Source organism: Sinosporangium album (assembly GCF_900100605.1).
Lineage (GTDB): Bacteria > Actinomycetota > Actinomycetes > Streptosporangiales > Streptosporangiaceae > Sinosporangium > Sinosporangium album.
Genome location: NZ_FNCN01000041.1, coordinates 1 through 18,615, shown reverse-complemented (window position 1 = coordinate 18,615; position 18,615 = coordinate 1). Strand labels below are relative to the sequence as shown.

The 18,615-nt window shown below is 68.7% G+C and carries 20 protein-coding genes; 6 read left to right on the top strand and 14 right to left on the bottom strand.

The window, feature by feature from the left end:
- Positions 1-133: 133 nt before the first annotated feature.
- Positions 134-1,246, top strand: coding sequence for a phosphoserine transaminase (gene serC / locus BLQ73_RS27245; RefSeq protein WP_093174865.1), 1,113 nt, complete (start codon positions 134-136; stop codon positions 1,244-1,246).
- A gap of 231 nt (positions 1,247-1,477) precedes the next feature.
- On the opposite strand, the gene BLQ73_RS27240 is transcribed toward serC, so the two are convergent.
- The 4 genes from BLQ73_RS27240 to BLQ73_RS27225 form a co-directional block, all read right to left on the bottom strand.
- A complete protein-coding gene (locus tag BLQ73_RS27240; protein WP_093174862.1) occupies positions 1,478-2,125 on the bottom strand; it encodes a rhomboid family intramembrane serine protease in 648 nt (215 codons plus the stop codon).
- Between the two features lie 281 nt (positions 2,126-2,406).
- Positions 2,407-3,180: a crotonase/enoyl-CoA hydratase family protein gene (locus BLQ73_RS27235; RefSeq protein WP_093174859.1), complete on the bottom strand. Its 774-nt coding sequence runs from the start codon at positions 3,178-3,180 to the stop codon at positions 2,407-2,409.
- A 7-nt stretch (positions 3,181-3,187) separates the two neighbouring features.
- A complete protein-coding gene (locus BLQ73_RS27230; protein ID WP_093174857.1) occupies positions 3,188-3,961 on the bottom strand; it encodes an SDR family oxidoreductase in 774 nt (257 codons plus the stop codon).
- A 78-nt stretch (positions 3,962-4,039) separates the two neighbouring features.
- Positions 4,040-4,378, bottom strand: coding sequence for an STAS domain-containing protein (locus tag BLQ73_RS27225; RefSeq protein WP_093174854.1), 339 nt, complete (start codon positions 4,376-4,378; stop codon positions 4,040-4,042).
- A 96-nt stretch (positions 4,379-4,474) separates the two neighbouring features.
- On the opposite strand from BLQ73_RS27225, the gene BLQ73_RS27220 reads away from it, so the two are divergent.
- Entirely contained in the window at positions 4,475-5,503 is a 1,029-nt protein-coding gene (locus BLQ73_RS27220) for a potassium channel family protein (protein ID WP_093174852.1), read from the top strand.
- Here BLQ73_RS27220 and BLQ73_RS27215 read toward each other — a convergent pair whose 3' ends face one another.
- From BLQ73_RS27215 to BLQ73_RS32835, 5 genes are all read right to left on the bottom strand, one after another.
- On the bottom strand, positions 5,504-6,295 hold the full coding sequence (locus BLQ73_RS27215) for an energy-coupling factor ABC transporter ATP-binding protein (RefSeq protein WP_420820043.1): 792 nt from the start codon (positions 6,293-6,295) through the stop codon (positions 5,504-5,506). It lies immediately after the preceding gene.
- Positions 6,292-7,053 (bottom strand): cobalt ECF transporter T component CbiQ, encoded by a 762-nt coding sequence (cbiQ, locus tag BLQ73_RS27210; protein WP_093174847.1) that lies wholly within the window; start codon positions 7,051-7,053, stop codon positions 6,292-6,294. Before cbiQ ends, BLQ73_RS27215 begins: the two co-directional genes overlap by 4 nt.
- A gap of 3 nt (positions 7,054-7,056) precedes the next feature.
- Positions 7,057-8,064, bottom strand: a complete 1,008-nt coding sequence (locus BLQ73_RS27205) for an energy-coupling factor ABC transporter permease (RefSeq protein WP_093174844.1) — start codon at positions 8,062-8,064, stop codon at positions 7,057-7,059.
- Positions 8,065-8,132: 68 nt separating this feature from the next.
- Positions 8,133-10,007, bottom strand: a complete 1,875-nt coding sequence (locus tag BLQ73_RS27200) for a glycosyltransferase (RefSeq protein ID WP_143020464.1) — start codon at positions 10,005-10,007, stop codon at positions 8,133-8,135.
- 156 nt (positions 10,008-10,163) lie between these two features.
- A complete protein-coding gene (locus tag BLQ73_RS32835) occupies positions 10,164-10,319 on the bottom strand; it encodes a hypothetical protein (protein ID WP_176955710.1) in 156 nt (51 codons plus the stop codon).
- Between the two features lie 666 nt (positions 10,320-10,985).
- On the opposite strand from BLQ73_RS32835, the gene BLQ73_RS27195 reads away from it, so the two are divergent.
- Together BLQ73_RS27195 and BLQ73_RS27190 are read left to right on the top strand one after the other, a co-directional pair.
- Entirely contained in the window at positions 10,986-12,017 is a 1,032-nt protein-coding gene (locus BLQ73_RS27195; protein WP_093174839.1) for a hypothetical protein, read from the top strand.
- A gap of 488 nt (positions 12,018-12,505) precedes the next feature.
- Entirely contained in the window at positions 12,506-13,213 is a 708-nt protein-coding gene (locus tag BLQ73_RS27190) for a hypothetical protein (RefSeq protein ID WP_093174836.1), read from the top strand.
- A gap of 311 nt (positions 13,214-13,524) precedes the next feature.
- Here the strand turns inward: BLQ73_RS27190 and BLQ73_RS33595 are convergent, their stop codons facing one another.
- Entirely contained in the window at positions 13,525-13,839 is a 315-nt protein-coding gene (locus BLQ73_RS33595) for a hypothetical protein (RefSeq protein WP_093174834.1), read from the bottom strand.
- Positions 13,840-14,027: 188 nt separating this feature from the next.
- Here BLQ73_RS33595 and BLQ73_RS34740 point away from each other — a divergent pair, with 188 nt between their 5' ends.
- The gene (locus tag BLQ73_RS34740) at positions 14,028-15,539 is read left to right on the top strand and encodes a GNAT family N-acetyltransferase (RefSeq protein ID WP_093174831.1); all 1,512 of its coding nucleotides are present in this window, start codon (positions 14,028-14,030) and stop codon (positions 15,537-15,539) included.
- 358 nt (positions 15,540-15,897) lie between these two features.
- On the opposite strand, the gene BLQ73_RS27175 is transcribed toward BLQ73_RS34740, so the two are convergent.
- From BLQ73_RS27175 to BLQ73_RS27160, 4 genes are all read right to left on the bottom strand, one after another.
- Entirely contained in the window at positions 15,898-16,596 is a 699-nt protein-coding gene (locus tag BLQ73_RS27175) for an NAD(P)H-binding protein (RefSeq protein ID WP_245691460.1), read from the bottom strand.
- Positions 16,593-17,087: an FBP domain-containing protein gene (locus tag BLQ73_RS27170; RefSeq protein WP_093174829.1), complete on the bottom strand. Its 495-nt coding sequence runs from the start codon at positions 17,085-17,087 to the stop codon at positions 16,593-16,595. The genes BLQ73_RS27175 and BLQ73_RS27170 overlap by 4 nt, the downstream gene beginning before the upstream one ends.
- Before the next feature lie 464 nt (positions 17,088-17,551).
- Entirely contained in the window at positions 17,552-17,764 is a 213-nt protein-coding gene (locus BLQ73_RS34735; RefSeq protein WP_093174826.1) for a DUF397 domain-containing protein, read from the bottom strand.
- A complete protein-coding gene (locus BLQ73_RS27160) occupies positions 17,755-18,348 on the bottom strand; it encodes a DUF5753 domain-containing protein (RefSeq protein WP_275936329.1) in 594 nt (197 codons plus the stop codon). The genes BLQ73_RS34735 and BLQ73_RS27160 overlap by 10 nt, the downstream gene beginning before the upstream one ends.
- 40 nt (positions 18,349-18,388) lie before the next feature.
- On the opposite strand from BLQ73_RS27160, the gene BLQ73_RS27155 reads away from it, so the two are divergent.
- Positions 18,389-18,615 (top strand): transposase (locus BLQ73_RS27155; protein WP_338056656.1); only part of this gene is annotated, 227 nt, incomplete at its 3' end.

The following is an 18,615-nucleotide window of genomic DNA, read 5'->3' as shown; positions in this document are numbered from 1 at the left end:
CGCCGCCGCCGAGCGGCCGCGGTTCGCCCGTCGTCCGGCCATTGTTCGGTTGTTGTTCGGCCGTCGTCGGGCATCGGGGCCTAACAGGTGAGCCCATGGTCTGGACCATCTCGGCACTCAGTAGGCTTGGCGGGTGGCTGACATCGTGATTCCCGCTGACATCAAGCCCGCGGACGGCCGTTTCGGCTGCGGGCCCTCCAAGGTTCGACCCGAGCAGCTCGCGGCGCTCGCCTCCACCGGAGCCTCCCTGATGGGCACCTCCCACCGGCAGAAGCCGGTCAAGGGCCTCGTCAACCGGGTCCGCAGCGGGGTGCGGAGCCTGTTCGACCTCCCCGAGGGCTACGAGGTCGTGCTCGGCAACGGCGGCACGACCGCGTTCTGGGACATCGCCGCCTTCGGGCTGATCCGCGAGCGCTCCCAGCACCTGACCTTCGGCGAGTTCTCCTCCAAGTTCGCCGCCGTGACGAAGAAGGCCCCCTGGCTGGCCGACCCGAGCGTCATCAAGTCCGAGGTGGGCACGCACCCGACGGCCCGCGCCGAGGCCGGTGTCGACGCCTACGCGCTGACCCACAACGAGACCTCGACCGGTGTCGCCATGCCGATCGCGCGGGTCGGCGACGACGACTCGCTGGTGCTCGTCGACGCGACCTCCGGCGCCGGCGGCCTGCCCGTCCAGGCGAGCGAATACGACGTCTACTACTTCGCACCGCAGAAGAGCTTCGCCTCCGACGGCGGCCTGTGGATCGCGATCATGTCGCCCCGGGCCCTCGCCCGCGTCTCCGAGATCGCGGCCACCGACCGCTACGTGCCCGAGTTCTTCAGCCTGCCGGTCGCGGTCGACAACTCGGTCAAGGACCAGACCTACAACACGCCCGCGGTCGCCACGCTGTTCCTGCTGGCCGAGCAGCTCGACTGGATGAACGGCAACGGCGGCCTCGCGTGGAGCGCCGCACGCTCCGCCGACTCCGCGCAGCGGCTCTACACCTGGGCGGAGAAGTCGGAGTTCGCGACCCCGTTCGTCGCCGACCCGGCCCAGCGGTCCAACGTCGTCGCCACGATCGACTTCGCCGACTCCGTCGACGCCGCCGCGGTCGCCAAGACGCTGCGCGCCAACGGCATCGTCGACACCGAGCCCTACCGCAAGCTGGGCCGCAACCAGCTGCGCATCGCGATGTTCCCCGCGGTGGACCCGGCCGACGTCGAGGCCCTCACCGTGTGCATCGACCACGTGGTCGAGCGCCTCTGACCGCGCGTCGCCGACCGGCCCGTGAGGGGCGCCGTTCCGGCGCCCCTCCACGCCTTCCAAGGGCTTGTAGGGCACAGCCCCCGCCACCGGGCACCCCGCACGCCGAGGCGGTCCCTGTCGGCCGGGCGCAGGCCGTACACCGGCGACGCGCAGGCGGCACGGCAGTGCGGCGACGGCGCCTCAAAGATCACAGAGCCTCAGTGATGGGGGCTCCTCCAAGGCCGCGGCGCCTCAGAGGTAAGGCGACGGCACCGGGGTGACGGCGGGGCGCTTGCGGCGCAGGACCCAGGCCGCGATCACGCCTCCGATCAGGCCGAACAGGTGCCCCTGCCAGGAGATGCCCTGTTCGCTCGGGAGCACGCCCCACAGCAGCGAGTAGTAGACCGCCGCGACCACGATCCCCACGACGATGTCGAACGCCCGCCTGTCGAACAGCCCCCGGGCCACCACAAACCCGAAATACCCGAACACCAGGCCGCTTGCCCCCACCGTGATGTAGAACGGCGGCGTCGTCAGCCACACCCCGATGCCGCTCACCAGCACGATGATGGCGCTGGCCCCGACGAACCTGCCGACCCCCCTGAGCGCCGCAAGGAAGCCGAGGACCAGCAGCGGCAGTGAGTTGGCCATCAGATGGCCGAAGCCGGCGTGGAGGAACGGCGCGAACAGGATGCCGGGCAGGCCGTCCGGGTCCCAGGAGCGGATGCCGAACCGGTCGAGGTCGCCCGGGAGGAGATAGTCCGCGATCTCCACCGCCCACATGGCGGCGACGATCAGGACCATGAGGATCGCACTGCCCGCCGCCCCGGCCAGCAGACTGACGGAACGGCTCCGGGCGTCGTCATACGGGGATCGGCCTGCGGGGGGAAGTCCAGTCATGCGCACTCCTGGCCTGTGGAACCGGCGTTATGCGGGGTCGGCCGCACAACTGCTCTTGTGGACCATTCTGCCTCGCATACGAAAAATCGCGCCTCGCACACACTTGAGCCCGCCGTACGGCGAAACGGCCCCATCACGCGCGGTCCCCGGCCCGTTCGCCGGACCGGGGACCACGAGAGGAGCCTGGGACCACGAGAGGGGCCTGGGACCGCGGGACCACGGGACCATGAGAGGACCGCGGAACCGGGGACCACGGGACCGCGGGAAGGAAGAAGGCCGGCCTATTCGCCCTTCCAGCGCGGAGCGCGCTTCTCGGTGAAGGCCGCCGCGCCCTCCAGGGCGTCCTTGGACGTGAACACCGGGTCGGTGATCTCCCTCTGCCGGGCGAACATCTCACCAAGGGGCCAGTCACGCGACTCGACGATCAGCCGCTTGGTCCCCGCGAGCGCCAGCGGCGCGTTGGCGGCGATCCGCGCGGCGAGCTCCTTGGCCGTCGCGAGCGCCTCCCCGACGGGGGTAACCCGGTTGACCAGGCCGATCTCGTAGAGCCTGGCGGCCGGGTAGTGGTCACCGGTCAAAGCCATCTCCATCGCGACGTGGTACGGCACGCGCCTCGGCAGCCGCAGCACCCCGCCCGCCGAGGCGATCAGCCCGCGCTTGGGCTCGGGCAGCCCGAAGACGGCCTGCTCCGAGGCGACGATGAGGTCGCAGGACAGCGCCAGCTCGAACCCGCCCGCCAGCGCGTAGCCCTCGACCGCCGCGATGATCGGCTTGCGCGGCGGGGCCTCGGCGATGCCGGCGAAGCCGCGCCCCTCGACGCGCGGGATGTCACCGGCCTGGAAACCCTTGAGGTCCATCCCTGAGCAGAAGGTGCCGCCGGCGCCCGTCAGCACGTAGACGGAGACGTCGGACCGCTCCTCCAGCTCGTCGAGCGCCGCGGCGATGCCTCTGGCCACCGCGCCGTTGACGGCGTTCCTGACCCGAGGCCGGTTGATCGTGATGACGGCGATGCCGTCCGCGGACTCTACGAGTACCTCGTCTACCTCGTCAGACACTGGCCCCTCACTTCGGCTGGAATCGGATGCCGCCGTCGAAACGGATGACCTCGCCGTTCATGTAGTCGTTCTCGATCAGCGCGCGCACGAGGTGGGCGAACTCCGCCGGCTGCCCCATCCGCTTGGGGAACACGACCGGCGCGACCAGCTTGGCCTTGAACTCCTCGGCGTTGGGGTTGAACCCGTAGATCGGCGTGTCGATGATGCCGGGGCAGACGGTGTTGACGCGCACGCCGATCGCCGCGAGGTCGCGGGCGGCGGGCAGCGTCATACCGACGATGCCGCCCTTGGACGCGGAGTAGGCGATCTGCCCGGTCTGGCCTTCGAGGGCGGCGACCGACGCCGTGTTGACGATCACGCCGCGCTGGCCGTCGGCGTCGGTGGGCTCGGTCTTGGCGATGGCCGCCGCGCCGATGCGCATCACGTTGAACGTGCCGACGAGGTTGACCTCGATGACCTTGCGGTAGTCGGCGAGGGCGTGCGGGGAACCGTCGCGGTTCACCGTACGGCCGGCCCAGCCGATGCCCGCGCTGTTGACGACGACGCGCAGCGGGGCGCCGGAGGCGACCGCGGCGTCCACGAGCGCCTGCACCTGGTCTTCGTCGGAGACGTCGCACTTGACGAAGACGCCGCCGATCTCGTCGGCGAGAGCCTTGCCCTTCTCCTCGCCGAGGTCGGCGATGACGACTTTCGCACCGTGGCCTGCGAGTTCACGGGCCGTGGCGGCGCCGAGACCGCTGGCGCCGCCGGTGACGATTGCTCCTGCTCCATTGAGGTCCATGACGGGACCATAACGCGGGCACCGAAGAAAGTTCTCCACGGGGTGCCGGTTGCCGAGGGCGGGTCCTCAGGCCCGCCGTCAGACGCCGTCGACGGCGGCCTGCACGTCCGGATAGACCTTGATGCGCCGGTCGAGCCCTGTCGTGGCGAGGATGCGGGCCACCGGCGACTGCGGCCTCGCCAGGCACACGCCGCCCCCGTCGCCCGTGGCGAGGCGCCACGCCTCGATGAGGACGGATAGGCCGCTGGAGTCCATGAACGAGAGGGATTCGAGGTCGAGCACCAGTCGCGGACCGTCTTGGCGGATCGCCTCCCGCACCTCATCCCGCAGAACGGGGGCCGTATACAGATCGAGCTCGCCTTCGACGGCCACCACTACGGCGCCGTCGATGACGCGCCGCGCTAGCCGAAGCTTCATCCAGTCCTCCTCATGGCGGATATCGCGGCGATGAGGCAGCCCCACTTTACTCGGCCATCACCGGAGGCGACGGCACGCAACTCTAGGATCATCTACATGAAGGGGGACAAGAGAACCGCCGTCCGCCTGCCGTCTATTGCGGTGAGCCCGTTCGGTGCGGTCATGTTCCGCGTGCTTTACGCGGCAGTCGCGCTGTCCGTGGTGTTCTTGCTGGTCGCGATCGATCTTGATGGCTACAAGGACAACTACGACGGGGACGTGTCGCTCCTGGACGCGCTTTACTACGCCACGGTCACCGTTTCGACGACAGGTTACGGTGATATCACCCCGGTCACACCGACGGCCCGATTAGTGAACATCGTGGCGATCACTCCCCTACGGGTCGTCTTCCTGGTCATCCTCGTGGGCACCACCCTTGAAGTGCTGACCAGGCGCACGCGGGAAGAGATGGCTGCCAAACGCTGGAGGTCACGCTTGCGCAACCACACCATCGTGGTGGGATACGGCACCAAGGGCCGGGCCGCGATCCGCACCCTGCTGGAGAACGAGCGGACCAAAGAGACCATCGTCGTCGTCGACCCCCGCCCCGAATCCGTGGAGGAGGCCAACCGCGACGGCCTGGCCGGGGTGGTCGGCGACGGCACACGCAGCGACGTGCTCAACCGCGCCGGCATCGCCGAGGCCAGGCAGGTGATCATCGCGACCCAGCGCGACGACACCAGCGCGCTGGTCACCCTCACCGCCCGCCAGCTCAACCCGGCCGCCACGATCGTGGCCGCCGTCCGCGAGGCCGAGAACGACCCCCTGGTACGGCAGAGCGGCGCCGACGTCGTCATCACCTCCTCCGAGGCCGCGGGCCGCATGCTGGGCATCGCCACGCAGAGCCCGGCCGTCAGCTCCATGATCGAGGACTTCCTGGTCTACGGGAGCGGCCTGGACCTCTGCGAGCGGACCGTCAGGGCGGAGGAGATCGGCGGATCCCCGCGCGACTCCGTCGACATCATCGTCGCCGTCGTGCGCGACGGGACCGTGATGACCTTTGCCGACCCGCGCGCCGCCACGCTCAAGATCGGGGACCGGCTCGTCGTGATCCACGCGCCGGACACCGGCCAGACCCACAGTTGATCAGGTGGGGGGCGCGAAGCCGTACGGCAGTTCCAGCCGGTGCGCCGCGAGCAGTTCGGCGTCGGCGAGGACGCCCCTCGTCGGGCCGTCCGCCGCGATCACCCCGCCCGACAGGATCAGCGACCGCTCGCACAGCTCCAGGGCGTACGGCAGGTCGTGGGTGACCATGAGCAGGGTGATGTCCAGCCCCCGCAGGATCTCGCCCAGCTCTCGGCGTGAGAACGGGTCGAGGTTCGACGACGGCTCGTCCAGCACGAGGATCTCCGGCTCCATCGCGAGGACCGTGGCCACGGCCACCCGCCGCCGCTGCCCGAACGACAGGTGGTGCGGCGCCCGGTCGATGACGTCCAGCATGCCCACCCGGTCGAGCGCGTGCTTGACCCGGTGGTCCAGCGCTTCGCCGCGCAGGCCCATGTTGGCCGGTCCGAAGGCGACGTCGTCTCTGACCGTGGGCATGAAAAGCTGATCGTCGGGGTCCTGGAACACCAGGCCGACCCGGCGTCTGATCTCCTTGACCGTGTCGGGCCGCACCGGCAGGCCCGCGACGCTCACCGAGCCGTGCCCGGCGGTCAGGATGCCGTTGAGGTGCATCACGAGCGTGGTCTTGCCCGCGCCGTTCGGCCCGAGCAGGGCGACGCGTTCCCCGCGCGCGATCGTGAGGTCCACGCCGTACAGCGCCTGGGTGCCGTCCGGGTAGGCGTAGGCGAGCGATCGGACCGCGAGCGACGGCGGCGACGGGGACGGCGACCGCGACGGGGACGGGGATGGGGACGGGGACGGCGGTGCGTTCACCACAGGCTCCCCGCGACGGCCACGACCAGCGCCGCCGCCGGCAGCGCCGCCGCGGTCGCCCACTGCCGCCATGAGGCGCCCGGCCCGTCGGCCATCGGCATCGCGCCCGCGTATCCCCTGCTCATCATGGCCAGGTGCACGCGCTCCCCCCGTTCGTAGGACCTGATGAACAACGCCCCCGCCGAGCGGGCCACCACGGGCAGGTGCCTGATGTCCCTGGGGGTGAACCCGCGCGACTCGCGGGCGACGCGCATGCGGCGCATCTCATCGACGATCACGTCCATGTAGCGCAGCATGAACATCGCGATCTGCACGAGCAGGGGCGGCACCTTGAGCCGCCGCGCCCCCAGGAGCATCGCACGCGGCTCTGTGGTGGCCGCCAGCAGAATGCCGGCCACCACGCCGAGCGTTGCCTTGGCGAGGATGTTCCACGCCGCCCAGAGGCCCTCGACGCTCAGCGACAGCCCCGCCACCTCGACCCGCTCACCCAGCCCGATGAACGGGATGATCACGGCGAACAGCACGAACGGGGTCTCGATCACCATGCGCTTGAGAACGAACCCGGCGGGTACGCGCGCCGCGACCGCCACACCGGCCAGCAGCAGGGCGTAGACGCCGAACGCCCACATGCACTCGCGCGAAGTGGCCACAACGACCAGGACGAACCCGGCCAGCGCCGGGATCTTGCATTCCGGCGGCAGCCGGTGGACGACCGAATCCCCTGGCCGGAAGATCCGGTGGTGGTGCCCCGCTCCCACAGGTCAGACCTGGGCCTTCGGGCGCCTGCGCCGTACGGCGAGGAACAGGCCGCCGCCGACGCCGAGCGTCACGCCCGCGCCGATCACCCCGGCGACGCCGACCGGGACGCCGCCCGCCTCACCGTAGTCGGCGAATGGTTGACTCCCCAGGGCGTGATCGACCGCAGCACTGCCGAACCCCTGGTCCTGCGCCACACGCTCAAGCCCGTCGGGAGAGGCCGAGGCGAAGAAGCTGAGCACCCCGGCGAGCAGCGCGGTGACGACGATGCCGGCGACCATGAAACCGCCCGGCCGGGCCGGGCGCGGCGCCCCGCCCGCCGCGGCACCCGCCACCGGCACCTCGCCGTCGGCCGTCCTCAAGGTGAGGGCGGGGGCCAGGCGGCGGGCGCCGTACACGAGATCGGGGCGCACCGCGAGCACCGCCCCCACGGTGAGCGCGGTGATCGCGCCCTCGCCCAGACCGATGAGCACGTGAACGCCGCCCATGGCCGCGGCGACCGTGGAAACCTCGATCGGGGCATTGCCTCCGATCCAGAACAGAAGCGTGAAGACCAGTGCGGAGACCGGCACCGACACCAGAGCCGCCACGAACGACGCTGCCACCACCGCGGGCGGCCTACGCGGGGCGATAAGCTTGAACACTCCCCAGCCCACCAGCACCGTGACGATGCCCATCAGGGTGATGTTGACGCCCAGCGCGGTGAGCCCTCCGTCGGCGAAGAAGAACGCCTGTACGGCGAGCACGACGGTGATGCACAGCACCGCGGTGTAGGGGCCGACGAGGATCGCGGCCAGCGCCCCGCCGAGGAGGTGACCGCTGGTCCCCGCCGCCACGGGGAAGTTGAGCATCTGAACCGCGAAGATGAAGGCGGCGACGAGCCCGGCCATCGGGGCGGCGCGATCGTCGAGCTCCCTCCGGGCGCCGCGCAGGCACACCGCCACACCGGCTGCTGCGACCACACCCGCCGAGAGGGAAACGGCGAGGTTGAAGAAGCCATCGGGAACATGCAAAGTGGCCTCCGTGGTGCTGGATCGCCCACCACGTTACGCCGTCTATTCGCACCTGCAAGAGGGTGGCATCAACTTATGAACCGCCTGAGGGCGGCGGTCGGCCTCATGACCCTCACCGTCGCGCTCAGCCTGCCCTTGCCGTTCGTCACATAGGGCCGCACCGTGCGCCGCACCGGCCCTCGCCACCAGCTCCTCGGCCTCGTCACTGCCTCGGGCTCGGCCTCGATCCTGAACCTCGCGGGCGGGCCGCCGAGCCGGACCTCCAGATAAGCGTCCCACGTGCCCGGACCGAGCCGACCGGCGGCGGTCCGCGCGGCGAACAGGTTACCCGGGTGCGCGACCACCCGCTCAAGGTGCTCCTGCCCCGAAGTGCGCTCACGCCAGACCAGATGCCGCAGACCGCCGCCTCCGATCTCGCCCTCCCCCACCTTGACCTCGCCGTCCACCACGAGCCTGTGCCCGAACGCCCACCGCGTGCCGCGCAGGCGCACCCGCCCCGGCACCGACGTCACATGCCCGCCGACGTCGATGCTGAGGTTGCCGTGCGTGCGCGTGAAGTACGGCATGAGCACGATGTCGTCGTGTACGCGGGCCGACGGCCGTACGACCTTCTCGTCGCGGTCCGCGCCGAGCCGGCCGAGCCGTGTCACGCCCTCACAGGTGACCGCCGCGTAGATGTCCCACACGCCCGACGCCAACCCGGCGACCTCCACGGAGGCGGTGAACCCGCGCGGCCCCCCGGACACCGGCACCGTGACATCGTGAAGCCCTCCCCGGCGGAGGCGCAGCACCAGGGCGACCTCGTAATCGCCGGGGGGTTCCAGCCCTTCGAGCGTCGCCGTGCCGGCGACCGCGAGGCTGCCCTCCTGCCACCACAGCCCGGTGAGCCTGCTGTCCACGGAGGCGGCCTCGATCTGCGCCAGCCGTACGAGCCTGTCGATGTCGGCGAGGGATTCGAGGCGCTGGCGGTCGATCGAAGGCAGCCGCTTGCGCACGCCCTCGGTCATCCACTCGTCGCACAGCTCGGCCACCTCCTCGGCGATCTGCTTGCGCTCGACCTCCTCGGCCACGAGGAACGGCCGTCCGAGCTGCGCGAGCGCGTCGAGCCGGAAATGCCTCCGCAGCAGGTGGTCGCGGAGCGGCCCGGGCCGGACATGTTTGGTCATGAGCTCGATCGGCCCCTTGATCATGCGCAGCCACGCCACGGGGTCTCGGCTTCCGGGCTGCTGCATGACACTGCTGCCGTCGGGACGGTCCACGAGGTGGTAGCAGTCGTAGTCCGCGAGCACCGAGATGACGTCGGCGTGGCAGTAGGCGTGGGTGGTGAACACGATGTCCTCCCCCACGAGAAGCCTCTCGTCGAAGCGGACGCCGTATTTGACGAGCATCTCCCGCCTGAACAGCTTGAAGCAGCTCAGACTGTTGTAGACGGGGCTGTCGCCCAGATCGGCCCGGTCGAGGTTCTGGTGGAACATCGACTCGGGCGCCCGACGGCCGTGCCCCACGATGCGGCCCAGCACGATGTCCGAGCCGTTGCCGTCGGCCATGGCGAGCATGCGCTCCAACGCCTCCGGCCCCATGTGGTCGTCGGCATCGCAGAAGAACACATAGCGCCCGCGGGCGTGCGCCAGCCCCGTGTTGCGCGGTCCGCCGGCGCCCCCGGAGTGCTCGTGCCGCACGACCTTGACCACTCCGCGGTGGTAGCTCGCGTAGAGGTCGAGCAGCTCGCGCGACCCGTCGGTCGAGCCGTCGTCCACGACGACGATCTCCTTGGCGACCCGCTGGACCAGGATGGACGTCAGGCAGGTGTCGAGGTAGGGGCGGCAGTTGCGCACGGGCACGATCACGGTGACGTCGATATCGCCCTCGTCGATGCGGTGAGGGCCCCCGCCCGCCTCTGGAGGTCTCGACTGCCTCGCCATACGGCTGATCAGACTCGCCACCGTCGCCCCCTGCGGTTACGTAACGCTTCTCTTACGCTTCAGTATGTGATGAAGGTGCCTCCGTGCGTGGGCGATCCCCCCTGTTCGTTGGGCGACTGCTGGGGGCACTGCCAGCGATAACGCCATATTTCGGGGCATGTTTCGGGCGCGGCGCCTTCAGCCGTACGGCTTCCGCCCGGGCCGCACGGCCTCGCCGGGGCCGTACGGCACCCGCCGCACGGCACCCGCCGTACGGCACCCGCCGCACGGCACCCGCCAGGCGCGCACGGGGCGGACGTTCGACGGGGTGGGCATCGACAGGCGGGCGTTCAACGGGGCAGCGGCCCGGCAGTGGACGCCGGAAGCGCGTGGCCACCTTCACGGGCGGCGGACCGGACCGGCTGTTCCTCTGGAATGGCGTGACAAATCCGAGTTTCAAGTAACTCAGGAACCGAAAGGGAGTCTAGGAGATTCCTCACATCTCCCGTCCCCCACTCCCGAAATTGAGGTGATTTTTCCGCCTCTGCCATGAGACACACCCTCGGAGTTCTCCCCGTGGATGTTCGGCTCGGCCTAATAGAGCAAGATACTGTTGTGCGCGACCCGACAGGCACCCGAAAAAATTACACCGACGGCATCGACGGCCTGCCGCCTGCCCAGCACTCTTCAGTCAAGCCATAACAATTTCTTTCGGCCTGCCATCCGTGATTCATTCGCCGATTCGCCGATTCGCCGATCGCACTGCCTATGAGCACCGAAGCAAGCGCAAACCGAATTCACCGCCTTCCACCGCCGTCGCCTTCTCCGTCCTCGACCCGACCGCAATACGCCTATTCAGAGAACACCGCTCATCCAGATGTCCGCCACCGACCCCGAACGGGATCGGGCCCAGGCGGATCACACGGCCCGGGGAACACCCGTGCCGCCCCCATCGCCACGATAAATCCGGCATTTGAGGAGACGAAGAACCAGGCCCCCTCGCGATCCGCGGAACACGTCTTGCGACTCACGGATCTGACCAAGGAGGCCGATGAGCAGCCCGAGATATTTCCACCGATCGGAAAGAGGAACATCGTGAAGCGATACCTGCTGTTCGACGACGGGTGTCACGTCTGCACCTCGACGGCCAAGGGCATCGACGAGGAGGCCGGGCAGTGGCTCGAAACCCGCAGCCTCCACGATCCCGAAATGAAGGCCCTGCTCGACACCCACAAGCCGGGCTGGAAACACCGGCCCACCCTCGTCATCGACGACGGCACCACCGTCCACATCGCCACCGGCCTGGCCATGTCCGCCCGCCTCACCGCCGGAGTCGGCATCCGCCGCGCCGCCCGCATCGCCCGCCGCATCACCCGCGAAACCGCCACCGCCGCCGCCGGCGGCGGCACCAGCCGCCGCGCCATGCTCCGCGCCACCGGCACCGGCGCACTCGCCCTCCTCGGCCTCACCCTCGGCACCGGCACCTCCGCCGCGCGATCTTCGGCCGACGACCCGTCCGGTCTCCTCAAGGGCACGGACCTCAAGCGGGCCGTCCGGACCGCCACTTCGACCGATCAGGTGAAGGACGCCATCGCCCGGCTTCCGCAAAGCGGGTTCGGCGGTGAGATCAAGGAGACCGTGGCCTTCGCCACCGACGCCGGCTCGACACTCGTCATGCTCTTCTTCGCTCCGGAGGACAGGAGGGAGGCAAGGGTTCGGGCCGCCGTGCTCTCCCACGAGTTCGGCGGTGACCTCGATCGCCCGAAGACCATTGTGGAACATGTGGCCGCCGACCTTGACGTCATCAAGAAGAAGAACACTGTCGACCGCAACGATTTCACGATCAGCGCGGCCGAGCCGAGTGCCCTGGCGGCCCCCGCCGGGTCGCGGCAGTATTTCAGTTGCATGTTGGCCTGTGTCGGAGCCAATTGCGCCGCGCCCGCCATGCGGTGCAGGGGACTGATATTCATGTCGGCTGTTCTCGCGTGCATGGTGGCCGTGTGCGGTTCCAAGGCGCGGAGCTGTCACGGGGGCTGCAGACGCTTCTGGTGACACCGGGGGCGCGTTCGCCCGTCAGCCGGTCCATGCCGGAGCCGACGGGCGAAAGTGGGAGCGAAAGCCCTTCCCCGCACCGCACCCGTAAGCCGATCCCGGTGGCATTGTCCGATGATGTGGCCTGGCCGTGGCAGCGTTTTCGCGACCACGACCAGGCCACTCGTCGTTTGCGGCCCGCGCCCTCCGGGGCTCGTCCGGCGAGCTCTTCTTTCGCTCCAGACCAGAGCCCTACGGGTATTCATCCCCATCCGATCACCACCATTCCCGGCTTCCAACCCTTAACCGAGAAAAGGCAGAAAACACGGCACCGTCTCCAATGGGGGTCGAGGAGAGAAATTTCTGATCGACTACCCGTCGATCAGCGGTCGATAGTGCGGGTAAACTTCCTTAGCGCCAGGCCCCGACCATTAATGGGCCCCCGATCGACCTGTAAATCTCGCCTATCAGGGAACCGGGAATGACACACGCACCACCAGGAGACAGCAGTGACAACCAACCAAATCGGAAAAATCCAGACAGCGCTGGGAAAGACCCTCAAGCATGGAACATTTAACTTCGACTGGTTCGTCGGCACCCGCGAGGGGGTCTCGCTCGGCGGCAGCGGCAACGGCTACATGGACCTCGCCATCCCCGCCGTCGCGACCAGCATGGTGCTCGACGTGCTGTCCGAGGAGGGCGGTGACATCGTCACGATGCCCGGCTTCTTCTCACACCAGTCGGTCTTCCAGCGCGTCAGCGAAGAGCCCGTCCAGTGGGTCGAGATCGAGGTCCACGGCATCGGCGTCACCCCCGTCGCCCCCCTCTACTGGCTCTACGGCGTGACCTCGGCCACCGAGCGCACCGCCGGGCCCGCCACCCGCTCCATCGAGATCGACGTCGACTTCGCCAAGGTCGTGCACGACTCCCCTCCCAGCCTCGGCACCACCCTGAAGGAGGGCTTGGAGGAAAACCACCCCGGCCTCTCCCGGCAGCGCGCCACCGGCAAAGTGACCATCTCCCCCGACGGCTTCGTCAACACCGTCGAGGTAGAGATCCCCGGCCTTGACGCCCCCGACCCCGAGCTTTCACTCCCGCCCCGCCTGGTGACACTCGACCTGCGTCCCACCACACGCCGTCCGATCAAACTCCCCGAGACCGACGTCCACCTGAGCGTCCAGGAATTCATCGACACCCTGCTCGGCGACACCCCCTGACCCACCCGACCGGAGCCCCGGCGCCTTCCCTCCACCCGGTCGCCCTCTGATTGAGCCGCCACACCCCCGCGTTCAAGGCCGCAGCGAAGTCACCCCCGGCACATACGGCACAAGCAGCACCCCAGCCGACCGCCTGATCCGCCCTCATCGCGCCGACCGCGATCAATCCCGGACAGCGCGACGATCAGCGCGAGGCCATGCCGTGTGCCGCACGACAGAAAAGCGCCAAGCCCACAAAGCACCGGTGCCCACGGCATGTTGCACACGAGCCGCAGCGCATAGACCGACCACCGTGGCGGAGCGCGACGCCCTCACCTCGCCGACCCGGCCACGCCCTCGCCGGCCAGGCCGGCCGACCGGCCACGGCGATCAGCGGACGCAGCACCGCCTACGCCCCACCGCCCATGCAGCACCGCCCATGCCCCACCGCCCATGCCCCACCGGACAACCACATCGGGTGCCCACACCGGTCGCGGCAGCATCTCGAATACACGGTCCGCGTCGACCGCCGACCGCCCTCCGATGGTGCCGATCATTCCCACGGCCGGCACGAAGAGCGGCACGTCCGCCTGGCGAAGCCTCGATGCCTCCGGCAATTCCACCACCTCGCCAGAGACTTCGAGCACGCGATTGAAACAGTTGCTTTCACCACAGACACTCTCAGCAGCCCGCCGAGGCCCGATTCCCCCTCCTGACACGCAAGCACCACGCAGCCAGCAGATCGCGGAGACACCACATCTCTCTACGACGATGCGACCATAGGAGAAGAACCCCGTAACCATCCTTATGGTGAAAGGACGGACAGTTGCCGGATATGACCGTCGTCGAGGTGCCCCAGTGGCAGGGGTCGTCCTCCGCCACAGCCGAAAGGTTGCGGGAAGGCGCGGCGATCCTGGCCGACCTCACCCACGGCACCGAGCGCATAACCGTCGAGGCCGGCCCCGCGCTCGCCCAAACGGCAGCTCGCGCCCACGCCGTGTTCACCGACGCGGCCAAGCGATTCACGGTCACGGTCGGCGGCGACTGCGGCGTCGAGCTGGCGCCGGTCTCGGCGGCCGTGCGCGAGCACGGCGACGACCTCGCCGTGGTGTGGTTCGACGCCCACGCCGACCTCAACACCCCCGACACCTCCCCCTCCGGCGCCTTCCACGGCATGGTGCTGCGCACCCTCCTCGGCGAAGGCCCGCCGGACCTCCTGCCCCCGCACCGGCTCCGCCCACAACAAGTGATCTTGGCGGGAGCACGCGCCCTGGACCCCGCCGAGCAGGACTACGTCAACACCTCGGGCATCACCCACATCAGCAAACCCGACATGTCAGCCCTCATCGAGGCAGTCCGGCACACCGGCGCACGCGCGGTCTATATCCACATCGACCTTGATGTCCTCGACCCCGACACCTTCGCCTCCGTCGGCGTCCCCGAACCCTCCGGCTTCCTTCCCTACGAGCTGATCACGCATGTCTCGGCCCTCGCCGAGCGCTTCGAGATCATCGGTCTGGGCATCACCGAATACGAACCCGCGCGTCCCGAAGACCACGTCCTGCTCACCAAACTCATCCCCGAGCTCGTACGGCACTGCCGCGCCTCCACCCCCTGGCAGATCGAACAGCGCGCCGCCCTCGCCTGGCCGGCCCCCATCATCGAAAAACTGCACGGATGGCTTCTCAGGCACACCCCCGGCGTCACCAGGAAACGGACCAACTCCGCGCTCCCGCCGTACCAGATCTCCGCGGACGTCGATCGGGAGCTTCAACACATCGTGAGCTTCTACGAGGAGCGTGACCTTTCCGCCCTCATCCAAGTAAGCCCCGCCGAACACCACACCCAGCTCGACGAGCTTCTCGCACACCGGGGCTACCGCCGCGCCGCCCCGACCCTTGCGCTCACAGCCGCCGCCCACGACGTCATCACCGCCACCACCCCCACCGTCGAGGTCCGGGCGACCGACGATCCCGCCACCATGGCCAAGGTCTTCACCCAACTCGACGGCAACCCCGGCAGCACCGCTGTGGCCACCGACATCGTCGGCCACGCCCCTCCCCCCGCAGCCATGCTCACCGCCGTCAAGGACGCCCAGCTCATCGGCATGGCCCTCCTCGTCGCCAACACCGGCTGGACCGGCATCTTCAGCATGACCACCAGCTCCGACCACCGCCGCACCGGCGTCGGCGGCAGCCTCCTCCACGCCGCCGCCCAGTGGGCCATCGCCCACGCGGCCCCCCGCCTCTACCTCCAGGTCGAAGAGGACAACACCGCCGCCCACCGCCTCTACACCCGCAGCGGTTTCACCCACTCGCACAGCTACCACTACCGCGTCTTCCCCTAACGCCAAGCCCTTCGCGCGGAGGCGACCTCGGGCCCGACCTCTCCCGACAAGGCCGCTGCAGTGGGACCTCCCCTCCCCAGAGGCGACCGCCAACCCGGCCCGGACCAGCGTCGGCGCAGGCCGCGAAATGAGCGTTCGCGCAACGCCACGTCGCTGCCCAGGGAGCGCTCATCCTTGAGCGCTCGCGGGCGTGACCTCTCAAGCCCGCAGGCGTCAAGGACGACGACGTCGCCGAAGGCGTGGCCGCGCAGGGGCGCCGGCCACGGGGACGCTGATCCGGTCGCTCTCGGAGAGAGCGGCCCGCGTCGTGGACGCCGCTCATCCGCGGTCGTCCATTCCTACCGGGTCCTACCGGGCCCTATCGGGCGGCACGGCTCTGGGTGGTGGCCGCGAGGTGGGCTACCGCGTCGGCGACCGGGGTGGCGCCGGATGTGAGTTCGACGATGACGCGGTTCAGCCTCGGCTCATGGAGGGCGGCGGCGAGGAAGGCGGCCACGTCGTCGCGGTGCACACTGCCGTATTCGAGTGCGAGGCCGGCGGTGACACGACCGGTGCCGGGGTCGTCGAGAAGAGTGCCCGGGCGAACGATGAGCCAGTCGAGGTCGGTACGGGCGAGGTGGGCGTCGGCGGCCTTCTTCACCCGGATGTAGTGCTCGAAGCCCTCGGTGGTCTGGCGTCCGCGGCCCGCGTCTGGGAAAGCCGACACGAGCACGAACCGCGACACCCCAGCCCGGTCGGCCGCCGCGGCGGCCTTCTCCAACCCTGCGCCATCGATCGCGCTGGTCTTGTCCACTCCTGTGCCGTGCGCCCCGGCGGAGAACACGACCGCGTCGTGCCCGCCGATCTTCGCCGCGAGTTCCTCCACCGAGTCGTGGATGAGGTCCCCGGCGAGCGGTGCCGCCCCGGAGGCGCGCACGATCTCGGCCTGGGCGGGGTCGCGGTGCATGCCGGTCACCTGGTCACCGAGGGTGGCGAGCAGGCGGGCGAGCCGACGTCCCACGCCGCCGGCGGCGCCGATCTGGAACACCTTCATGATCGTGATCGACCTCTCTGTCAAGCGACGACCTTGCCCAGGAACCCGGCCAGGTACTCCGCGGTCCTCTGGATCTTCTCCTCCAGAGAGAGCGTCTCATGCGGCCGCCCGCCGGGGCCGACCTGCTTCTTGCCTCTGAGGTAGAGGGAGCAGGCCAGATCACTGCAGAAATACGCGCCGACCGAATTACCCTGCTGCCCGTTCCGGCCACTGCGGGCGGCGGTCATCAGCGAAACCCCGTCGCGCGAGTGCGTGGTCAGGCACAGCGAACACATGCTGCGCCGTACATGCCCGGCATGCGGCGCGGCGCGCCGCAGCGCCACCCCCACGAGACCGTCACCCACCTCGGCGACCAGGTAGGCACGTTCCGGCGCGGCCGGGTCCTGCCAGCCCAGAAAGTCCAGGTCCTCCCACGGCCACGTGGACAGATTCCGAGGTACGGCAAGGCGCTTCGCCTCACCTTTGGTGCAGTTCACGAAGGACGCGCGGACCTCGCGCTCGGTCACCGGTCTCATAAGAAGAGACGCTAGTTTTCCTAGAGGTCCTAGGCAAACCATTAAAAGCCCTAGGTGGAGTGAGGTAAGGCAACGCATGGCGCGCGCGGAAGTGACCATCGAGCGCCTACGCCCGCAAGTGCCACGACCAGCGGAAACCGCGACACCAGCACCATCCGATCAGACCTATCCTCTCCTTATGCATCGTAGAAGTGGGTGATCTGGGTGACGGGGTCGAGCGCAACCATTTCGTACAGCGACGGCGACTCCGGGAGATGCTCAGTCATCCGCCCCAAGCCTCAAGGTCGCATGGGGAGACCGCTCGGCATGCTCATGGGAACCTCCGAGAGAAGACGATTCACTCTGACGGTAGGTCCGAGTTCCGGGTCAGGCCAGATGCAGCGCCAGTCTGGCGTATTGAGACGTGGCCACGTAAGTCAATGTGAAGGCCCCGGGACAGGGCCTTCACATTGGGCTCGATGAGGCTAGAAGTCGAACTCACCGTTCTTCGCGCCATCGATGAACGCATCCCAGACTCCGGCACTCACCACGAACGGCGCCTGCCCAGGACTCTCCGTATCACGCAGAGCCACACGCCCACCCGACAGAGCGGCCACCTCCAAACAGTCTCCTCCGCTGGGGCCGCTCTTCGTGGCTTTGCGCCAAGCAGCATTCCGAAGCTCGTCAGTCAGGTCCACGCCTGCACCGCCTCTCTGATCATCGCGACCGATACGTGAGCGGGATTAGCCTCAACGCGTATGGAGTCGTATCGGAACTTGATCTCTTTGACGTCTTCGACCCGGTTCGTAACTTGAGCGTGCCCATTAGGCGATTCCAAGTACACGATATCTCCACCACTCGCGAGTTGGGCGATCATGAACCCTCCCAGCAGACCCGTTGCGACTCCCAGCGACAAGGGAACCACCTGAATGGACACGCGGCGAGAATCGACCGCCCGGATAAGATGCTCCAACTCCAGCCGGAGGACCTCTCTGCCTCCGATCGGCCGATGCAGCACCCCTTCGTCGAGCACAACCCAGAACGTCGGAGGGTTCGAGCGCGTAAGTATCTTCTGCCTCTCCATCCGTGCTTGGACCAGCTGTTCTATCTCCTCCTCCGTCGCGCCGGGTATGCCCCGCAGTACGGCTCGCGCATAGTCCTCGGTCTGCAGCAGTCCCGGAACAAGGAGCGGCTGCCACGGGTTGCGTCCACGGAAGTGGTGTACGAGTTTGACCTGGCCACAAGCGTGGCGACCGTGAAATGAACACGGCCATCGCGTGATCCTTCAGGTTGCTGAAACCATGATCGAAGGAGAACAGGCGATGGCCGCGAACAACAGTGTGAACCCTGCCGCCTGGCTGGCGAAGCAGATCGAGACCGGCGACCCCGACATGTTGCGATCCATGGTGAAGACCATGGCCGACGCGTTGATGTCGGCCGAGGCCGACACCCTGTGCGGCGCCGGCTACGGCGAGCGCAGCGACGACCGCGTCAACCACCGCAACGGCTACCGGCCACGTGAATGGGACACCAGAGCCGGAACAGTCGA